The 26,040-nt window shown below is 28.0% G+C and carries 25 protein-coding genes; 5 read left to right on the top strand and 20 right to left on the bottom strand.

What is annotated here, in order from left to right:
- Window positions 1-19 precede the first annotated feature (19 nt).
- Together ATR_RS05660 and ATR_RS05655 are read left to right on the top strand one after the other, a co-directional pair.
- Window positions 20-2,137 (top strand): methyl-accepting chemotaxis protein, encoded by a 2,118-nt coding sequence (locus ATR_RS05660; RefSeq protein WP_115428507.1) that lies wholly within the window; start codon window positions 20-22, stop codon window positions 2,135-2,137.
- Window positions 2,138-2,177: 40 nt separating this feature from the next.
- Window positions 2,178-3,338 carry a MalY/PatB family protein gene (locus tag ATR_RS05655; protein ID WP_115428506.1) on the top strand — a complete coding sequence of 387 codons (1,161 nt, stop codon included), beginning with the start codon at window positions 2,178-2,180 and terminating at the stop codon, window positions 3,336-3,338.
- A gap of 5 nt (window positions 3,339-3,343) precedes the next feature.
- On the opposite strand, the gene ATR_RS05650 is transcribed toward ATR_RS05655, so the two are convergent.
- Both ATR_RS05650 and ATR_RS05645 read right to left on the bottom strand, forming a co-directional pair.
- Window positions 3,344-3,787 (bottom strand): hypothetical protein, encoded by a 444-nt coding sequence (locus ATR_RS05650; RefSeq protein WP_115428505.1) that lies wholly within the window; start codon window positions 3,785-3,787, stop codon window positions 3,344-3,346.
- An 18-nt stretch (window positions 3,788-3,805) separates the two neighbouring features.
- Window positions 3,806-4,804, bottom strand: coding sequence for an HD domain-containing phosphohydrolase (locus ATR_RS05645; protein ID WP_115428504.1), 999 nt, complete (start codon window positions 4,802-4,804; stop codon window positions 3,806-3,808).
- A gap of 87 nt (window positions 4,805-4,891) precedes the next feature.
- Here ATR_RS05645 and ATR_RS05640 point away from each other — a divergent pair, with 87 nt between their 5' ends.
- On the top strand, window positions 4,892-5,809 hold the full coding sequence (locus ATR_RS05640; RefSeq protein WP_115428503.1) for an MBL fold metallo-hydrolase: 918 nt from the start codon (window positions 4,892-4,894) through the stop codon (window positions 5,807-5,809).
- A gap of 7 nt (window positions 5,810-5,816) precedes the next feature.
- On the opposite strand, the gene ATR_RS05635 is transcribed toward ATR_RS05640, so the two are convergent.
- The 18 genes from ATR_RS05635 to ATR_RS05550 form a co-directional block, all read right to left on the bottom strand.
- Entirely contained in the window at window positions 5,817-6,593 is a 777-nt protein-coding gene (locus tag ATR_RS05635; RefSeq protein ID WP_115428502.1) for an alpha/beta hydrolase, read from the bottom strand.
- Between the two features lie 21 nt (window positions 6,594-6,614).
- Entirely contained in the window at window positions 6,615-7,055 is a 441-nt protein-coding gene (locus tag ATR_RS05630; RefSeq protein ID WP_115428501.1) for a DsrE family protein, read from the bottom strand.
- Window positions 7,055-7,498 (bottom strand): MOSC domain-containing protein, encoded by a 444-nt coding sequence (locus ATR_RS05625; protein ID WP_115428500.1) that lies wholly within the window; start codon window positions 7,496-7,498, stop codon window positions 7,055-7,057. The genes ATR_RS05630 and ATR_RS05625 overlap by 1 nt, the downstream gene beginning before the upstream one ends.
- On the bottom strand, window positions 7,495-8,286 hold the full coding sequence (locus tag ATR_RS05620; protein ID WP_115428499.1) for a thioredoxin family protein: 792 nt from the start codon (window positions 8,284-8,286) through the stop codon (window positions 7,495-7,497). Before ATR_RS05620 ends, ATR_RS05625 begins: the two co-directional genes overlap by 4 nt.
- A gap of 91 nt (window positions 8,287-8,377) precedes the next feature.
- Window positions 8,378-10,144: a thiosulfohydrolase SoxB gene (soxB, locus tag ATR_RS05615; protein WP_115428498.1), complete on the bottom strand. Its 1,767-nt coding sequence runs from the start codon at window positions 10,142-10,144 to the stop codon at window positions 8,378-8,380.
- Between the two features lie 75 nt (window positions 10,145-10,219).
- Entirely contained in the window at window positions 10,220-10,642 is a 423-nt protein-coding gene (locus ATR_RS05610) for a hypothetical protein (protein ID WP_170126884.1), read from the bottom strand.
- Between the two features lie 11 nt (window positions 10,643-10,653).
- Window positions 10,654-11,568 carry a sulfur oxidation c-type cytochrome SoxA gene (soxA, locus tag ATR_RS05605; RefSeq protein WP_115428496.1) on the bottom strand — a complete coding sequence of 305 codons (915 nt, stop codon included), beginning with the start codon at window positions 11,566-11,568 and terminating at the stop codon, window positions 10,654-10,656.
- Between the two features lie 36 nt (window positions 11,569-11,604).
- Entirely contained in the window at window positions 11,605-11,913 is a 309-nt protein-coding gene (soxZ, locus tag ATR_RS05600) for a thiosulfate oxidation carrier complex protein SoxZ (RefSeq protein WP_115428495.1), read from the bottom strand.
- A 67-nt stretch (window positions 11,914-11,980) separates the two neighbouring features.
- Window positions 11,981-12,433 (bottom strand): thiosulfate oxidation carrier protein SoxY, encoded by a 453-nt coding sequence (gene soxY, locus ATR_RS05595; protein ID WP_115428494.1) that lies wholly within the window; start codon window positions 12,431-12,433, stop codon window positions 11,981-11,983.
- A 15-nt stretch (window positions 12,434-12,448) separates the two neighbouring features.
- Window positions 12,449-12,805, bottom strand: coding sequence for a sulfur oxidation c-type cytochrome SoxX (soxX, locus tag ATR_RS05590; RefSeq protein ID WP_115428493.1), 357 nt, complete (start codon window positions 12,803-12,805; stop codon window positions 12,449-12,451).
- A gap of 10 nt (window positions 12,806-12,815) precedes the next feature.
- Window positions 12,816-14,000, bottom strand: a complete 1,185-nt coding sequence (locus ATR_RS05585) for a c-type cytochrome (protein WP_115428492.1) — start codon at window positions 13,998-14,000, stop codon at window positions 12,816-12,818.
- Window positions 13,969-15,303: a sulfite dehydrogenase gene (gene soxC, locus ATR_RS05580; protein ID WP_115428491.1), complete on the bottom strand. Its 1,335-nt coding sequence runs from the start codon at window positions 15,301-15,303 to the stop codon at window positions 13,969-13,971. Before soxC ends, ATR_RS05585 begins: the two co-directional genes overlap by 32 nt.
- 190 nt (window positions 15,304-15,493) lie before the next feature.
- Window positions 15,494-16,675 carry a cation:proton antiporter gene (locus tag ATR_RS05575; RefSeq protein WP_115428490.1) on the bottom strand — a complete coding sequence of 394 codons (1,182 nt, stop codon included), beginning with the start codon at window positions 16,673-16,675 and terminating at the stop codon, window positions 15,494-15,496.
- A gap of 49 nt (window positions 16,676-16,724) precedes the next feature.
- Window positions 16,725-18,764 (bottom strand): ATP-dependent helicase, encoded by a 2,040-nt coding sequence (locus ATR_RS05570; protein WP_115428489.1) that lies wholly within the window; start codon window positions 18,762-18,764, stop codon window positions 16,725-16,727.
- 287 nt (window positions 18,765-19,051) lie between these two features.
- The gene (gene selD / locus ATR_RS05565) at window positions 19,052-20,089 is read right to left on the bottom strand and encodes a selenide, water dikinase SelD (protein WP_115428488.1); all 1,038 of its coding nucleotides are present in this window, start codon (window positions 20,087-20,089) and stop codon (window positions 19,052-19,054) included.
- 87 nt (window positions 20,090-20,176) lie between these two features.
- Window positions 20,177-20,836, bottom strand: coding sequence for a response regulator (locus tag ATR_RS05560; RefSeq protein WP_306457755.1), 660 nt, complete (start codon window positions 20,834-20,836; stop codon window positions 20,177-20,179).
- Entirely contained in the window at window positions 20,829-22,400 is a 1,572-nt protein-coding gene (locus ATR_RS05555; protein WP_228254199.1) for a sensor histidine kinase, read from the bottom strand. The genes ATR_RS05560 and ATR_RS05555 overlap by 8 nt, the downstream gene beginning before the upstream one ends.
- On the bottom strand, window positions 22,397-23,548 hold the full coding sequence (locus ATR_RS05550; protein WP_115428486.1) for an ABC transporter substrate-binding protein: 1,152 nt from the start codon (window positions 23,546-23,548) through the stop codon (window positions 22,397-22,399). The genes ATR_RS05555 and ATR_RS05550 overlap by 4 nt, the downstream gene beginning before the upstream one ends.
- Window positions 23,549-23,700: 152 nt before the next feature.
- Between ATR_RS05550 and ATR_RS05545 the strand changes: the two genes are divergently transcribed.
- Both ATR_RS05545 and ATR_RS05540 read left to right on the top strand, forming a co-directional pair.
- Complete coding sequence (locus ATR_RS05545) at window positions 23,701-25,389, top strand: 4Fe-4S binding protein (protein ID WP_115428485.1); 1,689 nt, start codon at window positions 23,701-23,703, stop codon at window positions 25,387-25,389.
- Window positions 25,370-25,966, top strand: coding sequence for a TorD/DmsD family molecular chaperone (locus ATR_RS05540; RefSeq protein ID WP_115428484.1), 597 nt, complete (start codon window positions 25,370-25,372; stop codon window positions 25,964-25,966). The genes ATR_RS05545 and ATR_RS05540 overlap by 20 nt, the downstream gene beginning before the upstream one ends.
- The last annotated feature ends 74 nt before the right edge of the window (window positions 25,967-26,040 follow it).

The raw sequence follows: 26,040 nt of genomic DNA, 5'->3' as shown, positions 1-26,040 counted from the left end.
ATGAATATAGGAAAACTAGATGAATTTTATACAAAAATCAATTACTGCCAAGGTAATAGTGGCTTCTGTTCTAGCAGTGATTATCTCAATGACTGTTTTATCTTTTTTTGTAATAAACAACACTTTTAGCACAATGAAAAAAAATCATGAAGAGTTCTTAAATAAAGAGACAAATCTTATTTTAGAGAATATCTCAACTTTTAATACAGTTGCAATCTTGGGAGCAAATAGTATTGGAGATCTTTTTGATAGTATGCTTTTAGGAATAGATGTTGATTATAATACAACTATACAAATAGGTGAAAACAAAACTCCGCTTTTACATATAAATAATAAAGCAATCAATCTGAACTATGATATAGTCGATTATTTCCAAAAAGTTTCAAATGGTTCTGTAGCAACAATTTTTGTAAAATCAGGAGATGATTTTATAAGAGTTTCTACAAATGTAAAAAAAGAGGATGGAAGCAGGGCAATAGGTACAAAACTAGATAAAACTCATCCTAGCTACAAAAACTTGATAAAAGGAGAGTCTTTTACTGGAAAAGCTTTACTATTTGGCAAAGAGTATATGTCAAAATATATTCCAATAAAAAAAGATGGAAAAATTATTGCGGTTTCATATATTGGATTTGATATTACAAATGATATGCAAGAGTTTAAGAAATCTATTGAGAGCAAAACGATTGCAAAAAGTGGTTACTATAAAATATTAAATATAGAGGATAATTTTGAGATTGAAAATAGTGAAGATTATCTAATTATTTCAAAGAGTTATGATGCTTGGAATTGGAAAATTGTTTCAGTTGTAAAGTATAAAGAGATTTTGGAAAGTGCTTATAAAACAATGTATATGATAATATTTGTATCTATTATTGCTACAATTTTACTTAGCTTTGCAATATTCTTTACTCTAAAACTGGCTCTAAAATCGCTAAAAGATATTCAAAATTCATTAGGGTCATTTTTTAACTATTTAAATAAAAAATCAAATAGTGTGGAACTAATTAATATCTCAACAGTAGATGAATTTGGTGAAATAGCAAGACAGATAAATGATAATATAAAACTTGTGGAAATTTCTCTAAAAGAGGATAAAGAGTTTATAGATGAGGCAATTTTGGTTTTAAATGAGTTCTCAAATGGAGATTTTAATCAAAGATTAAAGATAAATATAAGTAATCCAGCGCTAAATAATCTAAAAAATGTTTTAAATAGTATGGCTACTAATTTAGAGAAGAATATAGTAAATATTTTAGAAGTTTTAAAAGAGTATTCAAAATATGACTACACAAAAGAGATTGAAAATAGAGATTATAAAGCACACCTTTTAAATTTAGTTGATGGAATAAATAGCCTTTCAAGCTCGATAAAATCTATGTTAAATGAGAGTAAAAATATGGGACTTGAATTAGAAAAAAGCTCAAAAACTCTTTTAGAAAATGTAGATAATTTAAATCTTAGTGCAAATACAACTGCTACTTCTTTGGAAGAGACATCAGCTTCAATTGAAGAGATTACTTCAAATATAAGAAACAGTAATCTTGCCATCTCAAATATTGCAAATATTTCAAAAGAGCTTCAAGATAAGACAAAAAAGGGCGAAGATATGGCAAATAAAACATCAAGTGCAATGCAAGAGATAAATAGCTCTGTTTTAACTATTAATGATGCCATAGGAGTAATAGATCAAATTGCTTTCCAAACAAATATTCTTTCACTAAATGCAGCAGTAGAAGCAGCAACAGCAGGAGAGGCTGGAAAAGGTTTTGCAGTTGTTGCACAAGAGGTGAGAAATTTAGCAAATAGAAGTGCAGAAGCTGCAAATGAGATAAAAGATATAGTGCAAAGAGCGACATCTTTGGCAAATAGTGGAAAAGATATAGCTCAAGCTATGATAAATGATTATCAAAATTTAAGTAGCAATATAGAGAGTTCTACAAATCTAATTTTAGATATAGAGCACTCAAGTAAAGAGCAACTTTTGGGAGTGGAGCAGATAAATAGCACGATTGATAAGTTAGATAGTCAAACTCAACAAAATGCTATAGTATCTTCAAGGACAAAAGAGATAGCCTTAGATACTGAGAAAAAAGCTAAAGAGCTTGTACAAAATAGCTTAAGAATGAAGTTTTAGAGCTTTTTTACTATACTTTAGTTTTAAAAAGGTAATAAATATGAGATACAATTTTGATAAAATTATAAATAGAAAAGATACAAACTGCTCAAAATGGGATACAACAAAAGAAGAAGTTCTTCCTATGTGGGTTGCTGATATGGATTTTGAAGTTCCTCCAAAGATAACAAAAGCTTTAAACAATAGAGTAAATCATGCAGTTTTTGGTTATCCAGTTATTCCTAATGCTTACTTTGATGCAGAGATAAACTGGTGGAAAAGAAGATATGGTTTTGATATAAAAAAAGAGTGGATTGAGCCAACTATAGGTGTTGTTCCAGCTTTGAGTACAATAGTTCAAGCTTTTTGCCAAAAAGGTGATAAGGTTTTAATACAATCTCCTGTATATCAGATGTTTAATGTAGTTATAGAGAGAAATGAGATAGAAATCATATCAAACAATCTAATATATGAAAACAACTTTTATAAAATAGATTTTAAAGATTTTGAAGAGAAAGTAAAAGATGAAAAAGTAAAGCTTTTTATTCTTTGTAACCCACACAATCCAGTAGGAAGAGTTTGGAGTAATGAAGAGTTAAAGAAAATGGGTGAACTTTGTATTAAACACAATGTTGTAGTTTTAAGTGATGAAATTCATAGAGATTTAGTCTTTAAAAACTATAAATATACTCCATTTGCACAAATTTCAGAAGAGTTTTTACAAAACTCTATTACTTGTACAGCTCCTAGTAAAACTTTTAATATTGCAGGACTTAAAGCTTCAAATATTATTGTTGCAAAACAAGAGTATAGAGTAAAAATAAGTAAAATTTTAAATCAAAACTTTACAAATAGTATAAATATTTTTGGGATAGAAGCTTTTATAACTGCTTATGAGTCTTGTGAAGATTGGCTTGATGAACTTTTAGTATATCTTGAAGAGAACAAAGATTTTTTAATTGATTATATAAACAAAAATATCCCTAAAATAAAAGTAGTAGTTCCTGAATCTACCTATCTTTTATGGTTAGATATTTCAAACTTAAATATAGGTTCAAAACAACTATCTAAAAAGCTTGAAGATTTTGGAAAATTAAGAGTAATCTCTGGTATAACTTATGGAGAAAATGGTGATAACTTTTTAAGAATAAATATTGCTTGTCCCAAAGAAATATTAAAAGATGGCTTACAAAGACTTGGAAAAACTATTTATAGTTTGTAGTTTTTTTAAACTACAAACATAAATTTTGCCAAAATTACTATAAAAAATCCCAAAATCAAAACGACTTTATGAAAATGATTTTGCATAAATGGATGCTTTGCTCTTTTTGTAAACTTTATAAAAAGATTATATAAAACTCCTAAAGCTATTATTGAAGCTAAAACTACCTTTATGATTAAAAGTTGTTGTAGAGGTGTTTCAAAGAAACCACTATTTGAGTTTATATATTTTGAAATCATCATTCCTCCAGTTAAAATAATAACTAATAGTGAGATAGGAAATATTCTAAATGTTTTTTCTTGCAGAAATTTAGTTATTTTCTTTTTATCCTCATCGTTAATTTTCTCTTTTAATTTAGAGATTAAAATTATATCTGTAAATACATATCCTAAAAAAACTATTGCTAAAACAAGGTGGATTAAGTTTGCATATGGGTAAATTACTTCCATTTTTTTCCTTTTAAATTATTATTTTATATCTTCTTCAAAAACTTTTGAGAAAATCTCAACTAAACTCTCATCTATTTTTCCACTATCTACCATTTTTCTAATAGCTTCTATAGTCTGTTCATGAGTGTACTCTTTTTTATATGGTTTTGGTTCTTTAAAATAACTATAAAGATTTAGACAAATTATTAATCTATCTTTAAAGCTTAAATCTTTTGAAGAGAGAGCAAAAACTCCACTTCCATCTAATCTCTCTTGAGATTTACTAGCTAAGTTTGAAATATCACTAAAGCCCAAAATATCATCTAATATAATTTTTGTATGATATGAGTAGAACATTCCTAGGTCTCTTCTCTCATCTTCATTTTGCTTAGTATTTTTGATAAATAGTTTTCCAATATTTATTAAAGAACAAGCAATTTTGAAAATCTCTTTATCTTTATGTTCAAACTCAAAAAAATCTGCTAAAACTTCTGCTCTTTGTACTATTTTTGACTCTTTTTCAATATATAAATTAAACTCATTTGTCATTTGTAAAATCTTTTCAAACTCCAAAGCTTTTGTAAAATCATCTAAATTTTTATATATAAATAGAGTTATAGTTTCATCATATAAAAGTTCTAAATAGAATAATTTTTTTGAAAATAGGGTGATTAAAATAGTTTTAAACTCCTCTTTTAAACTCTCTTTCTCTATAAAATCTTTAATCTTATCTTCTAAATCTTTTTTAAATATAGAGAAATCAAAATTGTAAGCTAGTTTTTGAGAGATATTTGAGATTTCTAAAAAAAGCTCATCATTTAAGTTTGCCTTATCTAAAAAGTCAAAATTTTCTAAGGCTTTAACTCCTAAAGGATAAGCTAGATTAAAAGAGCAAATATCAGCTAGTTTTTCATTTGAAAAGTTTAGCTCTTTTGCAATATTTAAAGCTATAAAAGTTGCTTTTTTTGTATTAAAGGCCTTACTAAAGGCTAATAAAAAGTTATTTAAATTAAATACTATTTGTCGTTTTTTGTCCATTTATTCCTCATTTAATAAATATCAATAATATAAAAGCGATATTAATATATAATAAAAAATTATAATAAAAACTAGGAGATCAGAAATATGTTTAAAAAAATTTCACTATCACTTATTTTATCAATATATGCTTTTGGATTTAATTATAACTTAAATCCACAAAAAGTAAGTGAAGATGTATGGTGTTTTTTTGGAAAGGCAGAAGTTCCTTCAAAAGAAAATGGTGGTTTTATGGCAAACTCTTGCTATATAGATGCAAAAGATAGTTATGTTTTAATTGATAGTGGAACTAGCTATAAATTTGCAAAACAAGCTTATGAAGCTATGCAAAAGATTAAAAATCTTCCTGTTAGTACAATAGTTGTAACTCACGAGCATGATGACCATTGGATGGGAAATAGTTTCTATAAAAGTACTTTTAATGCAAAAATTTATGCCCCAAAATCTATAAATGAGAATTATGATGAAAATTCAAAACCTAGAATTTTTGAGATTTTAGATGCAAAAGATATGGAAAATACAAAAGTAATCAAAGCAGATGAGATTGTAAGCGATAATGCAAATGTAAAAGTTGGAAATAAAGAGATAAGAATATTAAGAATTAAAGAGAAAGCGCATACAAGTGATGATTTAATAGTATATTTACCAAATGAAAAAGTGCTTTTTTCAGGTGATATCGTAATGAATGAAAGAATTACTTCAAATAGAGATGGTTCAGTTATTGGTACTTTAAAGGCTTTGGATACTATAGAGAGCTTTGATTATAATAGTTTAGTTGCAGGTCATGGAACACTTACAGGAAAAAATGCAACTGAGCATACAAAAAACTACTTTACACTTTTAAAGACAAGAGTTTTAGAGGCTATTGAAGCTGGAATAACTGCAGATGAGATAACAAAAGTTGTAACTATGGATGATTTTAAAGATATTGCTATGTTTGATGAGCTAAATAGTAGAAATGTTTTTGATGCTTTTAGAGAGTTAGAGTTTTATGATGAAGAGTAGAAAAATTCTACTCTTCAACTAATTCAACAATAGCATTTTTTACTTCTGTTGTCATGTCTAAATCAATATGAACACCATCTTTTACTTCTATAAGTTTAACATCTAAGCCTTTTTGTTTTGCAAGATTATAAAAGTCAATTGTCGTTTGTGGAGTTGAAATATCATCAAGAGTTCCATAAGCTAGTACAATTTTACTGTTTTTCGATATTTTATCAACTACATCAACTGCTGAGATTAGTTTTTTATCATCACTTTTTTTGTGAATATCATAAACTCCACCAACACAAACTAAATTATTAACTAAATCAGGCTTTACTCCTAGAAGTGTTGCACTCATCATACAACCAGCACTATGTCCTATCAAAGTTATTTTTGAAGGGTTATATTTTGTTTTAAAAGATTCAACTAAAGTAGCCAAAAACTCTACATACTCTTTAGTTGCAGCTAGGTTTTTACTTCTCTTATCTCCAATAGATATAAGTTTGTTTGATGAACTTTTTGAATATCCAGGAAGAGCAACAGCAATAGTTGAAATATCACTTCTCATAGCGATATCTTCAGCAAATGGTGAATATCTAGCAAGGGTATCACTTCCTTCATCCCAAGTTCCATGAATAATAATATTTAAAGCTTCACCATCACCATCAAATTTTTTATAAGATATACACTCATTTTGTACATATATAAAATCCTCACCTTTTTTATTACAATCCTCTTTTATACTGTTTGCAAAAGCAATATTTGCAAATAAAATTGAAGTCAAAATCAAACATTTTTTAAACATTTTTTATCCTTTTTTATCTATTTAGTAAGCTGTAATTCCTATATAACCAGCAACTTGTCTCTCTATTACTTCTACTATTCCAGCTTGAGTAAATGAAACACCATCTATAAAATCACTCTCTTCCCATTTCATAGTTTCCATTGTATTTTTACAAGCTATAAATTCAACATCATACTCCATAAGAGAACTTATTCTTGTAAGAGTTTGTTTATCTGCATCTTTTTTTAAAGCCCTAAGACCTTTTCCATAAGCAACAACTACAATTTTTAAACTTTCAGCTGGGTACTCTTTTAGAATATTATACATAGAACCAATAGTATGATTTACTGTATCCATATCTCCTGTATATAAAGAGTAAACAACTTTTCTAGGATTTTCAAAGCTAGGTTTTGGTTCACTAAATTTATTCTCTCCAAATACAAAACTAACTAAACAAAAAATTAAAAACAGTTTTTTAAACATTATAACTCCTCTACATTCATATTTTTTAAAATCTTTCCAGATTTTATGATTTTACAATAAATTCCCCTTTGTCCTTTTAAAAGCTTTGGTAAGTTCTTATCAAAAACGGATAAATGGTTACAAACTGTACATATTTGTGTAGTTTGAATAACTGCATCACCTATTTTAAAGCAAGTTCCTACTTTAAAATCGTGAGGATCAAAATCTACTAAGATATTCTCTCCTAAACTCCCTAATTCCAAATCTATATTATTTGCTTTTGCTAATTGATATGACTTTATACCAACAATCATAACAGTTTGGTCAAGATTCTTTTTTGCGAATTTATCAAACTCTATTCCATGGTTTTCTATTAGATTTAAGTTTACAACTTTTGGTCTTGGTAGTCCACTTGACTCTTTTGTTGCACTAAATATTTCTAAAACTTCACCTAAAATCATCATTTATTCTCTTTTAAAATATTCATAAAATCACTCTTTATCCAAGCTCCAGGGTATTGAGATATTAACTTCGCATTGCTATTTAAAAAGAAAAAACTAGGAGTAAGCCTTTTATACTCTTTTTGTAAATTAAAAGGCAGTGAAAACTTATCCATATCTATTTCTAAAAATATAAAATTTTCATCCAACATTTTTCTTATAGAGATATCTTTAAAAACTTCTCTATCCATTTTTTTACAAAAATAACAGCTCTCGGAAGTTGCATATATTATTATTTTTTTATTTTCAATTGTAGCTTTTTTTAAGATTTCTTTCTCTTGCTCTTCTGAATAGTTTGAGTATTTAAGAGTATCTTTTTTATCTATATTCTCTTTGTATCCAAAAAAATAACTAGTTAGATTTTTATAATCTTCATCATTTAATTGCCCTTTCATACTAGCCTTATTATCATAGAATGGAAGAATATTATCATCGCAAATAGAGTTAAATCTATCTGGATTTTCTAAGTAAGATTTTAAAAAACTCTCTATTTCTAGCTCTTGGAACTCTTTTTCATTCTCATCTCCAATCTTTTTTGAGCTATCAAACATTGCAAAAACTATCATATTTGCACTAGGAGCTTTTAAGTTTAGTAAAGAGTTTTGTTTTTCAAAGAAGTTCTCTTTTATAGAGTTCATAGGGATATACTCTTTATGACAAGAGATACATTTTGTATCAAACACTTTTTTACCATCTTCAAAATTTGCAAATAGAGTTAAAGCTAAAACAAATAAAATAGATATGATTTTCATATAAATTCTCCAAATTTTTTCTAAATAGAACAATATAAACTTATAGCTCTATTTAAAAAAACATAAAGAAAAAATCTTTATGTTTTTTAGATTATATAATCCCTGGATTACCTTTAACTCCTACAATATCAGGAGTATCAATTTTTAATTTACTTATATGTTTCATATTTTTTAGATATGCTTCAACAGTCTCCCAAACAGGTTCACCATCAGATTTTGCTCCAACAGTTGACCAACCAGAAACTTTATAAGATTTATTTGCATCCAGTTTTTCACCAGTTTTACTTAAAGTAATATTTGAAATTCTATTACCAATTTTTGCTTTTGGATCGATTCTATAAGATATTCCACCTGTTCTCACCATATCACCACCTTGTTGTAAGAATGGGTCTTCATTAAATAGGTTATCAGCAACATCTTCTAAAATATCTTTTAAATCACTACCTTTTATATCTCTTAAGTAAGTTTCAGGATAAGTCATAGCTGTTTGAGTCATTAAATCATCAAAAGTAATTGTTTGATTTGGCATAATTGAAGTTCCCCATCTAAATCCTGGGCTTAATGAGATTTGAGCACCTTTTACATCAATTAACGCATCACAAATAATTTGATCCCAAGAGCCATTGAAATTTCCTCTTCTAAAAAGAGTCTCTTCTGTTGTAGCAATTGGACGAGTTAGCTCTTTTAGATATGGTAGCCTTACATCTTCAATATATTTTTTCATAGCTTTATCTTCTGGAACTAAATCAGAAAAGATTGGAAGAAGTGTAAATTTAAAATCTTTGATTTTTCCATTTTGAATATCTAAATCTAAAACATTCAAGAATTTACCATTACTTCCCGCATTACAAACATAAGTTGTTCCTGCTGAATTTTTAACTGGATATGCTTCAGGAACACCATCATGTGTATGCCCTCCCATAATAAAATCTATTCCAGTACAAACTTCTGCCATCTTTTTATCTGTATCAAATCCATTGTGAGAAAGCACAATAATAGCATCTGGTTTTTCCTCTTCTTTGATTTGATCAATAAGCTCTTGCATACTATTTTCATTTATTCCAAATGTCCAGTCAGGAATAAATCTTTGTGGATTTGCAATAGTTGTATATGGAAATGCTTGACCAATAATTGCTACTCTTGCATTCCCCATTTTTTTAATTGTATAAGGTTTAAAAGCATGTCCACTATCTTCATCATAAGCTTCAACTCCATTCATCATAGAGTCCTCTTTTACAAAAATATTTTGAGCTAGAAATTCAGATTTCAACTCTTTTATATTCTCTAAAATCTCTTCAGCTTTATATGTAAACTCCCAGTGACCAACACATATATCAACTCCAAGTAAGTTTAAAGCTCCAACCATATCCTTACCTCTAGTCCAAAGTGAAGTTGCACTTCCTTGCCATGTGTCTCCACCATCTAAAAATAGGGTTTTATCTTTTCCAAAACTATCTCTTAAAAAATCTACTACTGTTTTTATTTGTGCAAAACCACCTGTTTTTCCCATAACTTTTGCATGCTCTTCAAAATTTACACAAGAAAATGCATACTCTAATCTTTTATTACCTTTTATTCCATAATAATCTAAGAACTTTTCACCAACAATATGTGGTGGTTTTCCTAAGTTTCCAAAGAAACCTAGATTTACACTAGGCTCTCTAAAATATACAGGTAAAAGCTGTGCATGACTATCTGTCATATGTATAAATCTTGCATTCCCATAAGGTTTTAATTTATAATAATCTTCTATCTTTTTAGAAGTTTCTACCATTCTTGTATGTGAGTTTGCAAATACAGGAGCAGCTCCTAGAACAGCCATCATATATACAAATTCTCTTCTACTAAATTTACTCATTTTTATTCCTTTTGCTCTATAAATAAAAAAAGTCAAGATAAAATCTTGACTTTTAAAAAATAGTTTTAAATACTTTTAGTATTTGTAACCATCACTAGGGCTAGCTAGTTTCCAAGTTTTTTTTGCTTGAGCCTCTTGAGTTAAAGCACTAATTGCAAAACTACAAGATCTCCATGTTGCAAACTCAATTGAAACTTTTTCGCCTGTTGGCTTAGCTTTTTCATCTACAAGCTCAATCTCTTTTGCACCATTTTTGATAGCCTCTTTAGAAAAATCAATATATTGACTAGCTTTCATACCAAATCTCATGAATTCAACACTATGTTCAATAGCTATTTTATTGTACTTTTCAGCAGTTTTAATTACTTTTTCAAGACCGTTTGCCTTAACATCACACTCTTTTATTACATCAAGTTTTGAATAATCTTCTGCAGCACTTAAAGTTAGTCCAAAAGATAAAAGAGCTACTACTGTTGAAATTTTTAAAATATTTTTCATTTTCATATCCTTTATTTTCTTACATCTGGACCATCAACTGGCATACCATTTGACATATAAGCTAAGAAATATAGCAACTCAATCATAGTTTGACTCTCATCTTTTGGTGGAACTTGACCTTGATCTACAACACAACCAGAAAGTCTTCTTTCTACTGTTCCTATATCTGTCCATTTAAGTCTTAGTACAGGAAAGTGTGTAACTTGTCCTAAAAGAGGAGATAAAACCTCATTTCTAACTCTTTGACCAGAACCTTGAACGTGGCAAGTTGCACAAGATAGTTTTAAATATCCTCTTTGAGTATAGTAATACTCTTTTCCTCTTTCATAAGCTTCTTTTTCAGCTTTACTATTGATTTTTATATCAAAGTTTTTACCAGCTTCTTTGCTTTCATTTACCCAATAAGCTTGAAATTCAGCCATAGGACCTTTTTTAGTTCCCCACTCTTTTTCACCATTTGCTCTTAAACAATCATTTATAGTACTTGTTAAAGATACCATTTTTTTTGTTTTTGTATCATAATATGGATATGTTCCTGCATTTGTTAAATCAGGAAAACAACTCTGTAAAGAGTTACCATTTGCAAATTTCTTTGTATATAAAACTTCACCTTTTTCGATAGCATCTTCATATGGTGGCATCTCTTTTAGAGCTTCATATTGGCTTCTTGCATCTTTTGAATATGCATAGCTTCCTATATTGAAGTCCATATGTTTGAGGTTTTTATCATATTTTTGTTCAAGCTCTTCTTCTGTAAAGTATGTAAAAAATCTATCTTTATTTTTTGCTGGGTCATCAAATTTTGCTTCAAAGAATTTAATCATCTCTAATCTATCTTTTTCAGCCCCTGCATTAAAATTAGTAGCACTTAAAACTGTTGTTGTTAGAGCTAAAATAATTGTAGATTTAACTAGTTTGTTAAGCATTTTCTCTCCTTTTATTTTAAATCAAATAGTTTTAAACTATTTGATTTTTTCTACAGTTATATCACTATTGCCTTTTAAATCTTTCCAACTTATCTCAATTTCATCACCAACTTTTGCACCTGTAAATGAGAATTTAAAGTAAGGGTCTTTTGATAAAAATTGACTAGAAGATACTTCATATACAATTTTTCCACCAACTTTTGCAACTAAATACGTAATAAAATTTGCCTCTTTTTTAGCTCTTTCTGCCTCTTGATAACTTAACATATCGTGACTTGCTAATGCTTTTACTTCACATACACCGTTTTTATCAATTTTTGCTTTTATTTTTGTTGTTCCTGCCATTTTATATCCTTTTATTTTTATTTATATATATTTATTTGTTTTTTAATATTGATTCTTTGTGGTTAAATCAACCACCACATCCACCGATTGTTACTTTTATCTCTTTAGAAACAGAGTGTAATTTTCCACCAACATCTGCAATTATTGTAACAGTACCTGTTTTTGCCATTTTAATTCTAAATGCATAATCTAAAACCATATCAGGTGTTGTTGTAAATACTGCAACTGCACTTTCAGGATTTGCATCTTGGAATACTGCTATTTTAGTTGCTTTTAAATCTGTTTTAAAAGATACTGGAATAACTGCACCATTTTCAGCAATATCTGGAGCTGTTAATGAAATTCCACCTTGAGTTGTAGCAGTTGAGCCAAAAATCTCTTTAACTGCATCATCAACTTTTGTAGCAGTCCAAGCTTTTGGTTTAGTAGTTCTAAAATCCTCTGCACTTAAACTATTTGGAATTGCAGCTACTGCAATAGCACCTAAACCTAAACCTAAAAAATTTCTTCTATTTAACATAATTCTTCCTTTATTTTAATTTATTGTTTTTAAATAAGCAACAACGGCTTTTATTTCATCATCACTTAGCCATCCATTTCTTCCAAATGCTGGCATAGCTGTAATTGGGTCACCAGGGTTTGTTGGATCGAAAATTTTATTATATAAAACTTCATCTGGCCAAAGAGCTAGATATTGTAATTTTGGTCCCATTGTTCCAGGTCCATCTAGCGTTTTCCCATTTGCATCATGACAAGCGATACAGTTACCTTTTGTATTTGTAGTGTATATCTTTTCACCTTTTTTAATCAATTCAGAATCGTCTGCTTGAGCATTTACTAAAAAAAATAAACTAAAAGCAACACATATAGCACTTTTCTTGATTAAACTCATAATACTCTCCTTATTTACTTGTTTCAATCATATAGTCAATGATTTTTTTAAGTTCATCATCACTAAGATCAGTTCCGCCTTTTGGAGGCATGCTATTTATACCATTAATTCCATTATAATAAACTTTATCCAATCCTTGTTTCATAACAGTTTCCCAAGCAGCTTTATCCCCTAAAACAGGTGCTCCTATAGCTGCATTTGCATGACAAGCTGAACAACCAGCATTCTCATACTCAGCTTGACCTGGTAATTGAGATGATTTATCAACTTTTGGTAAATCTCTAGCAGTTGATAGTGGCTCATTTGCAGTTGCAGTTAAATCATCTTGGATTTTCATAACAAGAGCATTTATATCACCTTTTATACAGTTTTTCATACATCTTTCACCTTTACCATAGTTTGTAGGATTTGAAAGATATTTTTTCATATTAAGAACACCTTCTTTTGGGTTCTTAGGTGTATTTGTCTCTGGATAGAAGCCTTTTTCGTTTGGCATAACTATTTTTAAAAACTTCTCTTTGTCTAATATATAGTCATCATCAAGCTCTTCACCATCTATTGTAATATCATTTATAGATAATAAATATGCTGTAAGTGCATAAGTTTCACTATTTGTTAAAGTTTTTGGTGCATTAAATGGCATTGATTCTTGAATATACCAAAAAAGTGTACTAGCATATGGCCAATATGAACCAATAGTTCTATCAGGGTTCATTGGATTTGGATTTTCATCTGCTGGATTTAATCTTTGATTCTTTAAACTCTCAAGACTTCCACCTGCAAGTTTTGGATAACCTTTTCCTCCACTTCCAAAATCTCCATGACACATAACACATTGTGCATCATAAAGTTCATTTCCAAGCTCAACACTACCTTGTGCTTTTTTAGGTTTTCCATCTTCTAAAACAACTTCACCTTCGTGCATATCGAACTCTGGTAAACCTGTTCCATCATACATTACATCTTTATTCCAAGCATCTATCTCTTTTTTAGTAGCATCTCTACCTAGATTAAACCCTTTTATACTTTGAGGGTTTATATGATATTGTGTATATTTACCATCTTTTATAGGATATTTAACAGCTCCATCAACAGAAGATGTAGAAGAAGCTTCAGCAAAACTTACTAAAAGTGTAGCTAATCCAATACTTAGAATAGTATTTTTAAACTTTGTTATGTTTTCTAATTTGAACATTGTTACACTCTCCTTTTGAAGTAATTTCCCAAGTAACTATTGCATTTCTATGATAAACACTTTCAACTCCAACAGCTTTTGTCTCTTGGTCTATTGTAGGTTGAATGTTTCCAAAATCGTCATAAGCTCTGCTTGATAGTAGAAGTGGTTTTCCATTCCATTTATAAATATAGCTAAATCGTGTCCATGATTTTGGCAATACTAAACCTTTTAGTTTTGCTTCAACCCAATTGTTTCCACCATCAAAAGAGATATCAACTCCTTTTATAGTTCCATGTCCACTCCATGCAAGACCTTCAATCTCTACCATATCACCAGCTTTTAGGTGTGTCCAAGGTTTCTCAGGACAAGGCTTTGTAATTACACTATTTACTTCATTTACCCAGAAAAATCTTATAGCTCTTCCATCTTTTTGAAGCATAGTATATTTTGAAGTCTCTTCTTTTGCGTGCCAAGGTTTGTCACTAAACTCTAATCTATTTAGCCATTTAGTATTTAAATTTCCTTCCCATCCTGGAACAACAAGTCTTATTGGGTAACCTTGTTCAGGTCTTAAAGCTTCTCCATTTTGTCCCCAAACAACCATAACATCATCAAGGGCTTTTTCAACTGGAATTGTTCGTGGATTTGAAGCATTATCGCTTCCAACTGCTAACATCCAAACAGCATCTTTATCTAAACCAATATCATCTAGTATTGTTTTAAGCATAACTCCAGTCCATTGTGCTGAACTCATCATACCTTTCATAAATTGTAAGCTATTAAATTGTGGTCCTCTCCATTCAGGACTTCCATTTGCAGGACACTCTATAAAATAAGTTCGTGTTTCACTAGGATATCTTTTTATATCTTCTAGTGTTAAAACAACCTCTCTTTTTACTTTTCCATGAATCATTAGCCTAAACTCATTTGGATCTACATGAGCAGTTCCTCCATGGTTTCTTGTAAAGAATAGTCCATTTGGAGTGATTATTCCTTCACTTTCGTGAATAGGGCACATTGATATTGATGCATAAGCATCACCTGAAGATAGAAGATTGTGAGTTCTTCTTATATTGTTATGCTCATAAGGTGAAGGAATACCATATAGATTTTTATCTACAGGGTCTCCTAGTTTTTGTCCCCAAGGAGCTTCTTTGATAATTGCATTATCGTCAGCTCTTAAAGAGACAGGCGATAAAATTGATGCCGCACTTATTGCCCCAGCTGAGTACATAGCAGTTTTTTTGAAAAAGTCTCTTCTGCTGTTAATAATTTTTGGCAAAGAGTTTTCTTGTTTTGTTAAAACTTTACTATTTTTCAAGCTAACCTCCTAATAAAATTGACTATTATTTAAATAGTTCTGAACTTTAATTATAGGTTTTATAAGTTGAAATAAAACTTAAAATATTAATTTTTCTTATAGGATAATTATTAAAAAGTAGTAAAAAATAGCATATAAGTAGCATATATAAATATTTGTTATATCTTGAATTTGTTTAGTTTATAAAGTATTAAAATTTACTTTCTACAGGCTTTATATCTAATTTAAAAAACTTATATAATTTTCTAATTAACATCATTAAAAATAAGCCATCTAACATACTTGCTATTATGAATGAAAAATACTCTTCTTGTGTTATTAAACCATAGTTATATGAAATCATTGCAATTGCAACCATAAAGGTAAGTGGCATTGAATCACTTAATGCAAATAGTGTTGTTTGTTTTGGTTTTAGATATTTTAAGAATACTAAAAATGAACTAATTAATCTTATAGATATAATAGTTATTATTATAAATAGAGCATGTTTTAAAATATCTAAAGTTATCATATCTAGTTTTACTGTTGAACCAGTATATATAAAGAAAATTGGTGCAAAGAAACCAAATCCAAAAGACTCTATTTTATGTAGCAACTCTTGTCTTTGCATAAAAAACATTTTAAAAAAGAGTCCAGCAGTAAATGCCCCTAAAACAACATCTATTTTTAAAATAAGCATGATTGATACTAAAATTAAAAGTAAAGAGATAGAAAATCTTATATCTTGATCGTGTTTATCATCTGTACTATCTGGAATTAAATATTTTTTAACCTCTGGAAACCACCAAAAAAGCATATAAGAGAATCTAAGAAGTAAAATTGTACCTATTATTACACTAACAATTGTTAAAATTGATATAAAAAATCCACTACTTAAACCACTATTTTCTGTCCAACTAGAAAATAGTGTAAGTGCCAAAATACTTACAATTTCACCTACAACTCCAATAGATAAAGCTAGATTTAACCAAGGTTCATCTTTACCATACTCTTTTATTAACATCATTAACATTCCCAAAGAGAATATTGGAATGGCTACAAAATATGTTAAGCCTAAATTAAAAAACCAGCAAACAGCACCTGCTAGTGAATATAAAAGAACAAAATATAGTATTACATTTATGGTCATTGTAGCTTTTATTATTTTTACTAGTTTAAAATTTATCTCTAAACCTGCTAAAAACATAAGATATATAAAACCAAATTTAGCAACCAGTTTCAAAGTCTCATCGCCATAAATAAGCCCAATATAACCACAAATTAATCCTAAAATTATCTCTACGACTACAACAGGCGCTTTTATAAGTTTTGAAACAAGAGGCGAAATCATTATTATTGTACAAATTGTAATAATTAAAATAATCTTTTCCATATATATCCTAAAAAAATATTAATATTTTGAAATTTTGATATTAATATAACTATTCTTTATCTTCTATTATCATTCCAGCTTCCCTTAAGAATGGGCTAGCAACAAAACTTATTTTTTTTAATTTATCATATTTTGCAAAAGAGAGATATAAAATATCCTTTGCTCTTGTAACTGCAACATAAAAAAGTCTTCTCTCTTCTTCAAGACTTCCACCTTTACTCATGAGCTTTCTATTTGGAAATCTTCCATCCATTAAATCTATTATATAAACCTCTTTAAATTCTAAACCTTTACTTGCATGAATTGATAAAAGATTAACTCCTTCTCCTTCGCTAAGTTCACTTCCACCTAAAATCATTGAGTTAATAAATTTTGATAAATCAGAGAAGTTTCTTGATAAATTCTTTAATAACATAGCTTTTCTATTTATCTTTGCCAAAGATTTTGTTTTTTGTATAGGGTTTATTGTTCCATCTTTTTGTGTTGCTCTTTTTGTTGATAACATATCTTTTAATCTTGAATAAATCATTGAAGAGCTAATTGATGTAACCATTGTTTCTGGATTTTTTGTTCTTTTTAACTGTTTTAAAAGAAGATATAAATCATAAATATATTTAGCTCCATCAACTCCTAATTTAGGGTGTTTTAGTATGGGATTACTTAAAAATGCCTCTTCAAAATTACAATCTTTAAATTTTGAAACAGACCCTAACTCTATAAAATCATCAAAAAGACCTAATTGTTGGCTTTTTCTTTTTGTTTCATAAGGATTGTTTATATCTTTATTTGGATAAAAAAGTCCATTTAGTAAATTTCCACTTCCTAATTTAATTAAAGCATCAAAAATATCTTTTGCGATTGCCTTTCCTATACCTTTACCATGTTCAACTATATGAATAAATGCCATCATATCATTGCTTATAACTTGTAAAACTAAAACATCTAAAATAAATTTAACTTCAATAGAGTCAAAAAAACTCATTCCACCTTTTCTCTTTGCAGGAATTCCAAACTCTCTTAAATTTGCTTCAATCCCATCTGCACTAGAGTTATTTCTATAAATTATTGCAATTTCACTATGAGAAGTCTCGCTTTTTGAGATAAGTTCTGAAATATATTCGTATTGTGAAAAAAGCTCGTCAAAAGCTAAAAGCTTTGGAAGATACTTATGTTCAGCTCTAACAACTTCTAGTTTTTTTGGATAAATTCTCTCATTATATTCAATAACTTTTGTTGCTAAGTCTAAAATAGGCTTTGTGGATCTATAGTTTTTTTTTAAAGTAAAAACATTTGCATCAGGATATCTCTTACTAAAACTAGAAATAATACCAATATCAGAACCATTAAAAGCATAAATACTTTGGTCATAATCTCCTACACAAAATAGTGATTGTGGTAAGAATGCATCAAGAAGCCTTCCTTGAAGTGGGTTTGTGTCTTGATATTCATCTACAAGAATCTCTTTAAAACTGAATCTCTTATCTTTTAAGACTTCAAGCATAGTTGTAAGTAAATCATCGAAATTAACATATCCATACTCTTTTTTAAGAGAATTAAACTCATCAATAACATCTTCATAAATTAAACTATATATCTCTTGACTTGAATTCTTCTCTTTTAACCAACTGCTGAAATCTTCACTATTATTTGAATTTAGATATAACGAGTACATATCATACAAATATCCACCATCATAAGGATTTGCTTCCTCATCTCTATCCATAAAAACTCGTTTTTCATAAATAGATTTAAATAATGTTTTAAGCTCATTTGGTTGTTTTAAAGTAATATTTAACTCTAGTTCTTTTAAAAGTTTATATGACACTGAGTGAAATGTTCCTGCCATAATCTCTTTTGCTATCTCCTTTGAAAAGATATTAGAAACTCTAGAAACCATCTCAGAAGCAGCTTTATTTGTAAAAGTTAGTAGTAAAATCTCCCTTGGTTTTACTCCATTATTGAGTAAATGAGAGATTCTTCCAACAATAGTAGAAGTTTTACCAGTTCCTGCACTTGCAATTATAAGATTGTAACCGCTTTTACAAAGGATAGCTTCTTTTTGTTCGTGATTTAGATTTGATAGAGGCATATTAAAAGCTTATATATTTTTTAGAGTATAAAATCATTTTGAAATAGTATCATAAAAGCTTTAAGCTAGATTGAAAATGAAGTGGTTGAAAAAATTGAGCAAAAAAAAAGGCCGCCTAGGGGAAGCGACCTTTCTACACAAGGAAACATAAAAAAATTATCTATTTAAGAAACTTATCTTAAAAAATACTCGTATAAATTAAGTCATAAACTTAACTTATGTTGAAATTATACAGAGTAAAGATTAATGTAAGATTAATAAAAAGTAGAAATCTATAAATTCCTACCTTAGCCCAGGATTATGGGTTTTTCACCTCTTTTTACAACTTCACCAATGATCTTTGCATATCCAAAACTATAATCTTCAATCTCATTTATAAACTCTTTTGCATCCTCTTTATTTATAGCTATCAAAAGTCCGCCAGAAGTTTGAGCATCACATAAGATTGCTTGTAAAATAGGGTCTATCTCAGTTTTAAATATAATTTTATCTTCTATAAACTTCATATTTCTTTTTGAACCACCTGGAAGAACTCCATCTTTACAAAAAGAGAAAGCCTCTTTTACAAAAGGAACTTCATTTGTTGATATAGAAAAACTAATATTTTGATTTATACATTCAAAAGCATGACCTAAAAGCCCAAATCCTGTGATATCTGTACAAGAACTAACTCGATATTTTTTCATAATTTTTGATGGAATATAGTTTAAACTAGACATGATATCTGCACAATGTTTGATTAAATTTAAAGGAATTAAATCTCTTTTTATTGCTGTTGTTAAAACTCCCATCCCCAATGGTTTTGTTAAAACAAGGAGATCTCCAACTTTTGCACTATTATTTCTTATTATATTGTTTGGGTGAATTATTCCAGTTACACTCAAACCATAGTACATTTCAGGTGTTTGAATGGTATGACCACCAAGAAGTGAACCACCACACTCTTTTATTTTATCATTTCCACCTCTTAAAATCTCTCCAAGTGCCTCTTTTGAAATATTTGTAGCATCAAAACCAACTACATTCAAAGCAGTTTTAACATCAGCACCCATCGCAAAAATGTCGCTTAAAGAGTTTGCAGCAGCTATTTGCCCATAAATATAAGGGTCATCAACTACAGGAGTAATAAAATCTACAGTTTGAACCAGTGCTAAATCATCATTTATTTGATAAATACCAGCATCATCACTTGTATCAAATCCTACTAATATATGTTCATTTTCTGCTTTTAAGTTACAAAGAGCTTGTTTTAGATCTCCCGGACCCATCTTTGCAGCACAACCAGCAGCTTGAACAAACTTTGTTAGTTTATATTCGTTGTTCATTTTCGTGTCTTTTTTTAAATTTAATACATTATACTTAAGGAATTTTAAATTTTTAGTTAAATAAAAAGTAAATAAATTTTTACTATTTTAAATGTTCTCTAAGGACTCTTCATTAAAAAAGTATGTTTTATGAGCTGTTTTTATTAAGATATTTTTATCTGCTAAATCCTTAAAGAGTTTTACCAAGGTTGGTTTAGATATAGAAAATTTCTCCATTATTTCACTATATGAAGCATAAAACTGATTTTTCTCATCAAGATTATTGAATATATATTTTATAATTTCAACTTGTTTGCTATCAGTTATTGCCCCAATTGCTTTTATAATATTACTATTTTTTCTTATCTCTTTTTCTTGAATTTTTGGTAAAAGAACATCATATAGACTCTCTAAGAGCTCTTCAATATTTATAGGTTTTACAAGATAATTTTCAACTTTCAGTTTTATTGCTTCTATCAAATAGTTTGTATCTGTATGAGCTGTTGTTAGAATAGAAGGTATTTGTATATTTTTATTTTTGATATATTTTAAAAAGTTTATACCATTTTCATTTTCAAGTAGAATATCACTAATTATAACATCAACTCTTTTTTCAAGTAAAATATTCATTGCTTCAATAGTTGTTTTAACGGCATAAATATTTGCAACAAAATCTTCTAAAATATCACTTGTATGTTTTAAAAGGTTTGTATCATCTTCTAAGTATAAAATATTAAATTTTTTCAATATTTCTAAATCTTTATTCATTATTCTTATTTCCTTTTTCAGTATTTATTGGTATTTTTATAACAAAGGAAGTTCCTTTGAATGTTTTATTATCTACTTTAAAACTTATGTTTTTAAAAGAAATTTCACCTTTGATATGTTTTTCTACTATCTGTTTTGACATATAAAGTCCAATTCCAGTTCCTGCACTTTTATATTTTGTTGTGTAGTAAGGTTCAAATATTTTTGGTATAATTTCAATTGGAATACCACCACCATTATCGCTAATATTTACAAAAACAAAATCATTTTTGCTATTTACTACAACTCTTATAACTCTACTTTCGTTTGAGATATTATTTACTAATGCATCTTTTGAATTTGATATTATATTCAAAAAAACATGAGATAGCTCATTCTCAAAGCTATATATTTTTACATCTTTTTTAATAATTAAATCTATATTTATACCCTCTTTATTTAAGAAGTATTTTGATAATTCTATAGAGTTGTTTATACAATCTTTTATGAAGAAACTATTTTTTGATTTATTTGGTGTAAAAAAGTTTTTAAAATCATCCAGGGTATTTGACATATTTTGTGCTAAAAGTAGGGCATCTGAAACTTTCTGCTCTACAAACTCTAGTGAAAGTTTATTCAGCTTCATTTTTGTTTGAAAGCTTTGGATAATCATACTAATACTTCCTAAAGGTTGCCTCCACTGATGTGCAATATTGTTTAACATCTCCCCTAGACTTGCAAATCTTGCTTGTTGAAACATAATAATATCTTTTTTCCTATTTTTTGAAACCTCTTGAGATATTCTTAGCTCCAAATTACTATTTAACTCTTTTAGCTCTTTTGTTTTGTCTTCTACAATTTTTTCTTGTAAATCATGAATTTTTCTAAAATGGACAGTTATAAATAAAGATAAAATTATTGTAAATAAAACAACTAAAAATATAGAAATAAAAGAAAAAATTGTTATAAGATGAAAGATGTTGTCTGTATCTCTTTTTTCATTTATTGCTAAGTTCAAATCGTAGTTTACTAAACTTCCTAAATAGACAAATATAGAATCAATTTCAAAATTTAAATTTGTAAAATACTCTTTTTTATTTGGTTTTTCTATATTTTTTACATAATCAAAAATTTTTACCATTTTTTTATCAACATTCTCTATATTAAAATTTTTTATGCTCTCATCTTTATAGTAGTTTTTATTTGAAAAATATTTTTTTATATAACTTATTGCAAAGTTTGTATCTTCAAAAATTGAGTTGTTTTTATATTCTTTCCAATTTTTTTCTATTATCTCATTTGCTATTTGCAAAACTTCTAAAGTTTGTTCATAGCTTAGATTGTTCTTTTCAAACTCACTTAGAGTGTTTTGTATATTTATTTTATATGAATCTTTTATGCTTTCAAGTTTTATTAAGCTCTTTGTTCTTTTATCAAATAGAGTGTCAAAATCATTTTTTAATATTAATATAGATATTTGAGATAGAACTATAATTGTAAACATTCCACTAGAGATAATAAAAATTAAGAAATTTGTTTTGTACGAAAATTTTAGATTATCAAAATAGTTTAATATCCTTTTCATCTTTTTATCTCTTCAAAATTATTGTTCTTATATTCAAAAAGATAGGTCTTATTTAAGAGTTGATTGTTTTTAAACCCCATTTCTATCTCATACAAAAGATTTTTTGGTGGGTTTTTAAGAGTATTTAGTAGATTTTTTTGATTTAATTCTCCTATTTTTTCTAATTTTGATATTTGGTTTACTAAAACTTTTGAAGCTAAAAAGGCTTCAAATGAGATAAATCCAAGTGGTTTATCTTTTGCATATTTTTGCATAATAGATTGGTACTCTTGAACTATTTGTAAAGATTTATCATTATAGTTTGGCACAATTTGAGAAAATATAAGGTTTTTTGTATTTGTATTTGTACTTTCTAACTCTTTAACAATAGAGTTTGCATCACCAAATGATATGTTACAAAAAATTGTATCTTTTAAAACTTTATCTTTCTTTGCTTTTTCTATAAATAAAGATATCGCTTTATAAGCTCCTATCATTACTATTGCCTCTGGCTTTGAGTTTTTTATCTCATTAAAAGCATGACTTATAGAAAGAGAGTTCCTTTTGTAAGTTCCTGTTGCTGAAAGCTCTATATTTTTATCTTTTAAAATTTTTAAAGTAGATATTAAACCCTCTTCCCCATACTCATCATTTTGATAAAAGATTGCAATCTTTTTCAAGTTTTTTTCATCTATAATATAGTTTAATAAATTTTCAAGCTCTTCTTTATATGATGCCCTAAAATTTACTATGTTTGGAATTGTATTATTTCTTAAAAACTCTGCTCCAGAAAATGGTGAAAAATAGAGTAAATTGTTTTTTTCTAAAAGAGGAAGTATCTCTTTATTTGTTGGAGTCCCAACTACACCATATAGTGCTAAAATATTATCTTTTGATAGTTTTTGTATATTTTCATAAGTTAGGTCTGGTTCATACTTATCATCAAGGGTTTTGAAAACGATTTTTTTATCTTTTAATAGATTATTATCATTTACATAACTAAAATAGCTATTTGAAGCAATTAAAACAGCATCTCCCCAAGCTTTTAAACCAGAACTTTTTGGAATAGAGGAAGCTATTAAAATCTCATCACCAGAGTTCTTTTTTTCAAAATTAACTAGATAAAACAAAATAAGAATAATTGTAATAAATAAAACTTTTTTAACCATATATAAGTTTACATTATTTAATATTAATTTAGAGAAGATGGCGAATAATTAATTTAATGTAGGTTAGAATTTTATAAATTAAGTACAAATTAACTTTCTAAAGTATAGAATATGGTAAAATATTTTTTACTTAAAAATTAAGGGCATAGGTTATGCAAGATTATATCTACTATAATAAACTGGGATTGGATTTCCCTTTAAATGAAAAAATCCAAGTTGCTACAAATCTTGAGGATATAAAAGACAAAAGTTTTTTAATATCAAATTCTAATGATGTAAAAAATGAGCTTTTAGGCTTAGAAATAGACTATTATATAAAAAATTCAAAAGATAGTCTGGCAAAAAAAATTGAAAATACTCTAAAACTTTATGAGATTAATGCTACAAAATTTGATTTTGCACAAGATGTTCCCCAAACAATAGATAATATTCCAAACTCTTTAATGATAATATATAAAAATATAGATGATTTTAAAAACTTTACACAAAACTTAAGTAAAGATGATTTTGATTTATATAAAGTTGAAGAAAATTTAATAAAAAAGATAGAGGGTTCTATTGGAAATTTTGAAGTTATTGTTGATGGTGGCAATAGAGATATAACTCTTAAAACTTCTCAAATTATATGGTTTGATGAAAACTTAGAGAAAAAAATGTCTGGAATTTATGATCCAAATCTATTGGGAGAAAAGATAGTTTTACAAACTATAAAAGAGAATTTAAGTGGTTATAACTTTTTTAAAACTATAACTTATGATAAAACAATTTGCCAATATAATGAGAGAAAAGATGATATCTGTGCAAAATGTGTAGATGTTTGTCCTACAAATGCTATAACAAAAGATGATAAAAATAGAAAATTAGTCTTCTCTTTAGTTGATTGTATTAGATGTGGAAATTGTGTAAGTATTTGTCCTAGTGGTTCAATAAATAGTGCTGCAACTTCAAGAGAGAGCCTTTATGAATTAAGCTCATTTTATAAAAATACAAAACCTTTGATTCTCTCTTCAAAATCAAATTTGAGTGAGCTTGATGTAGATTTAGATGAAAATGTTTTACCACTTTGTACTATTGGAGATATTTTTGATGAGACAATTTTTCTTACGTATTTACAAGTAAGTGGTTCGCAATTAGTATATTTTTCAGATAATATTACAAAAGGAACATTAGAGAGTATAAATTTATTAAATGAGATATATCTTAAAAAGTTTGGAAAAAAAGCTGTTTTTTTGGCTACAAATAAAGAGGAGTTAAAAGAGGCTTTAGCTTTACAAGAGTTTATAGATGGCTCATATTATGATTTTAACCAAAGGGATATGAGAAAGAGAGAGATATTTTCATATAGATTGGAAAAACTATTAGATAAAGAGGATTTAGGAGTAGTAAAGACTACAAGAGATTTATCTTATGCTAGAGTTTTGGTAAATGAAGCAAACTGTACTTTATGTCTATCTTGTGTTGGAGCCTGTAATGTTGATGCACTGTTTGCAAATGAAGAAGATTTTACTTTAAGAGTAAATCCTAGTCTCTGTACAGCTTGTGGATATTGTGAAATAGTTTGTCCTGAAAGTGACTGTTTAACTATAAAATATGATGAACTTGAACTTAACTCATCATGGTTTAGTGAGACTATTTTGGCAAAAGACAATCTTTTTGCTTGTGTTGAGTGTGGAGTTGAATTTGCTACAACAAAGGCTATTGAAAAGATTGCAAAGCTAATGGAGCCTATTTTTAAGACACAAAGCCCTGCAAAAGCTAGAAGTTTGTATTGTTGTTCAAACTGTAAGCCAAAAGTTATGATTATGGAGGAGTTAAGTAAAAATGAAAAATATACAAATTGATCAAGCTAGACTTTTTGTCTATAATCTTTTATCACTATTTTTTGTAGAAGAGTACACAAAAACAAAACAAGATGAGATTATTGCTAGTCTTGAAGCTTTTAGTGAAAATGCCTTTAATAGTGAAGTTGAAGTAGCTTCAAAAAATATTTTAAAAATAGTTGAACAAAAAGGTAAAAATGAGATTTTTAATCAGTATCAAGAGCTATTTTTAATACCCTTTGGAGAGTTTGTATCTTTGAGTGTTTCGTGGTATCACGAACATAGAGAAGGTGGAATAATGCAACTAAAAGTAAAAGATGTATTAGCAAAAACTAAAATAAGAAGAGATGAAAAAAATTTTACAGCACAAGAAGATCATTTTGGATTTATCTTTACTTTAAGTGCATATTTAATTGAAGAGCAATTAAATGAAAATATAAAAGAGGATTTACAAAAAGAGCTTTTTGTAGAGGTGATAAACCCCTATTTGGAAAAGCTATTTTTTAGATTAATGGCAGTAAAATCTGATATATACTTAAATGTTGGAGTTATTTTAGAAAGTTTTTATAACTTTGAAAAAGGTTATTTAGAAGTTTAAATTTTTGGGAAAAAGTCGCTCTAAAACCTTAATAGAGTTTTTAGAGGGGCTTTTTACCCTAAATCAAACAAAGG

This window comes from Aliarcobacter trophiarum LMG 25534 (genome assembly GCF_003355515.1).
Lineage (GTDB): Bacteria > Campylobacterota > Campylobacteria > Campylobacterales > Arcobacteraceae > Aliarcobacter > Aliarcobacter trophiarum.
The sequence above is the reverse complement of the archived record's forward strand: the minus strand, read 5'-3'. Positions and strand labels throughout refer to the sequence as shown.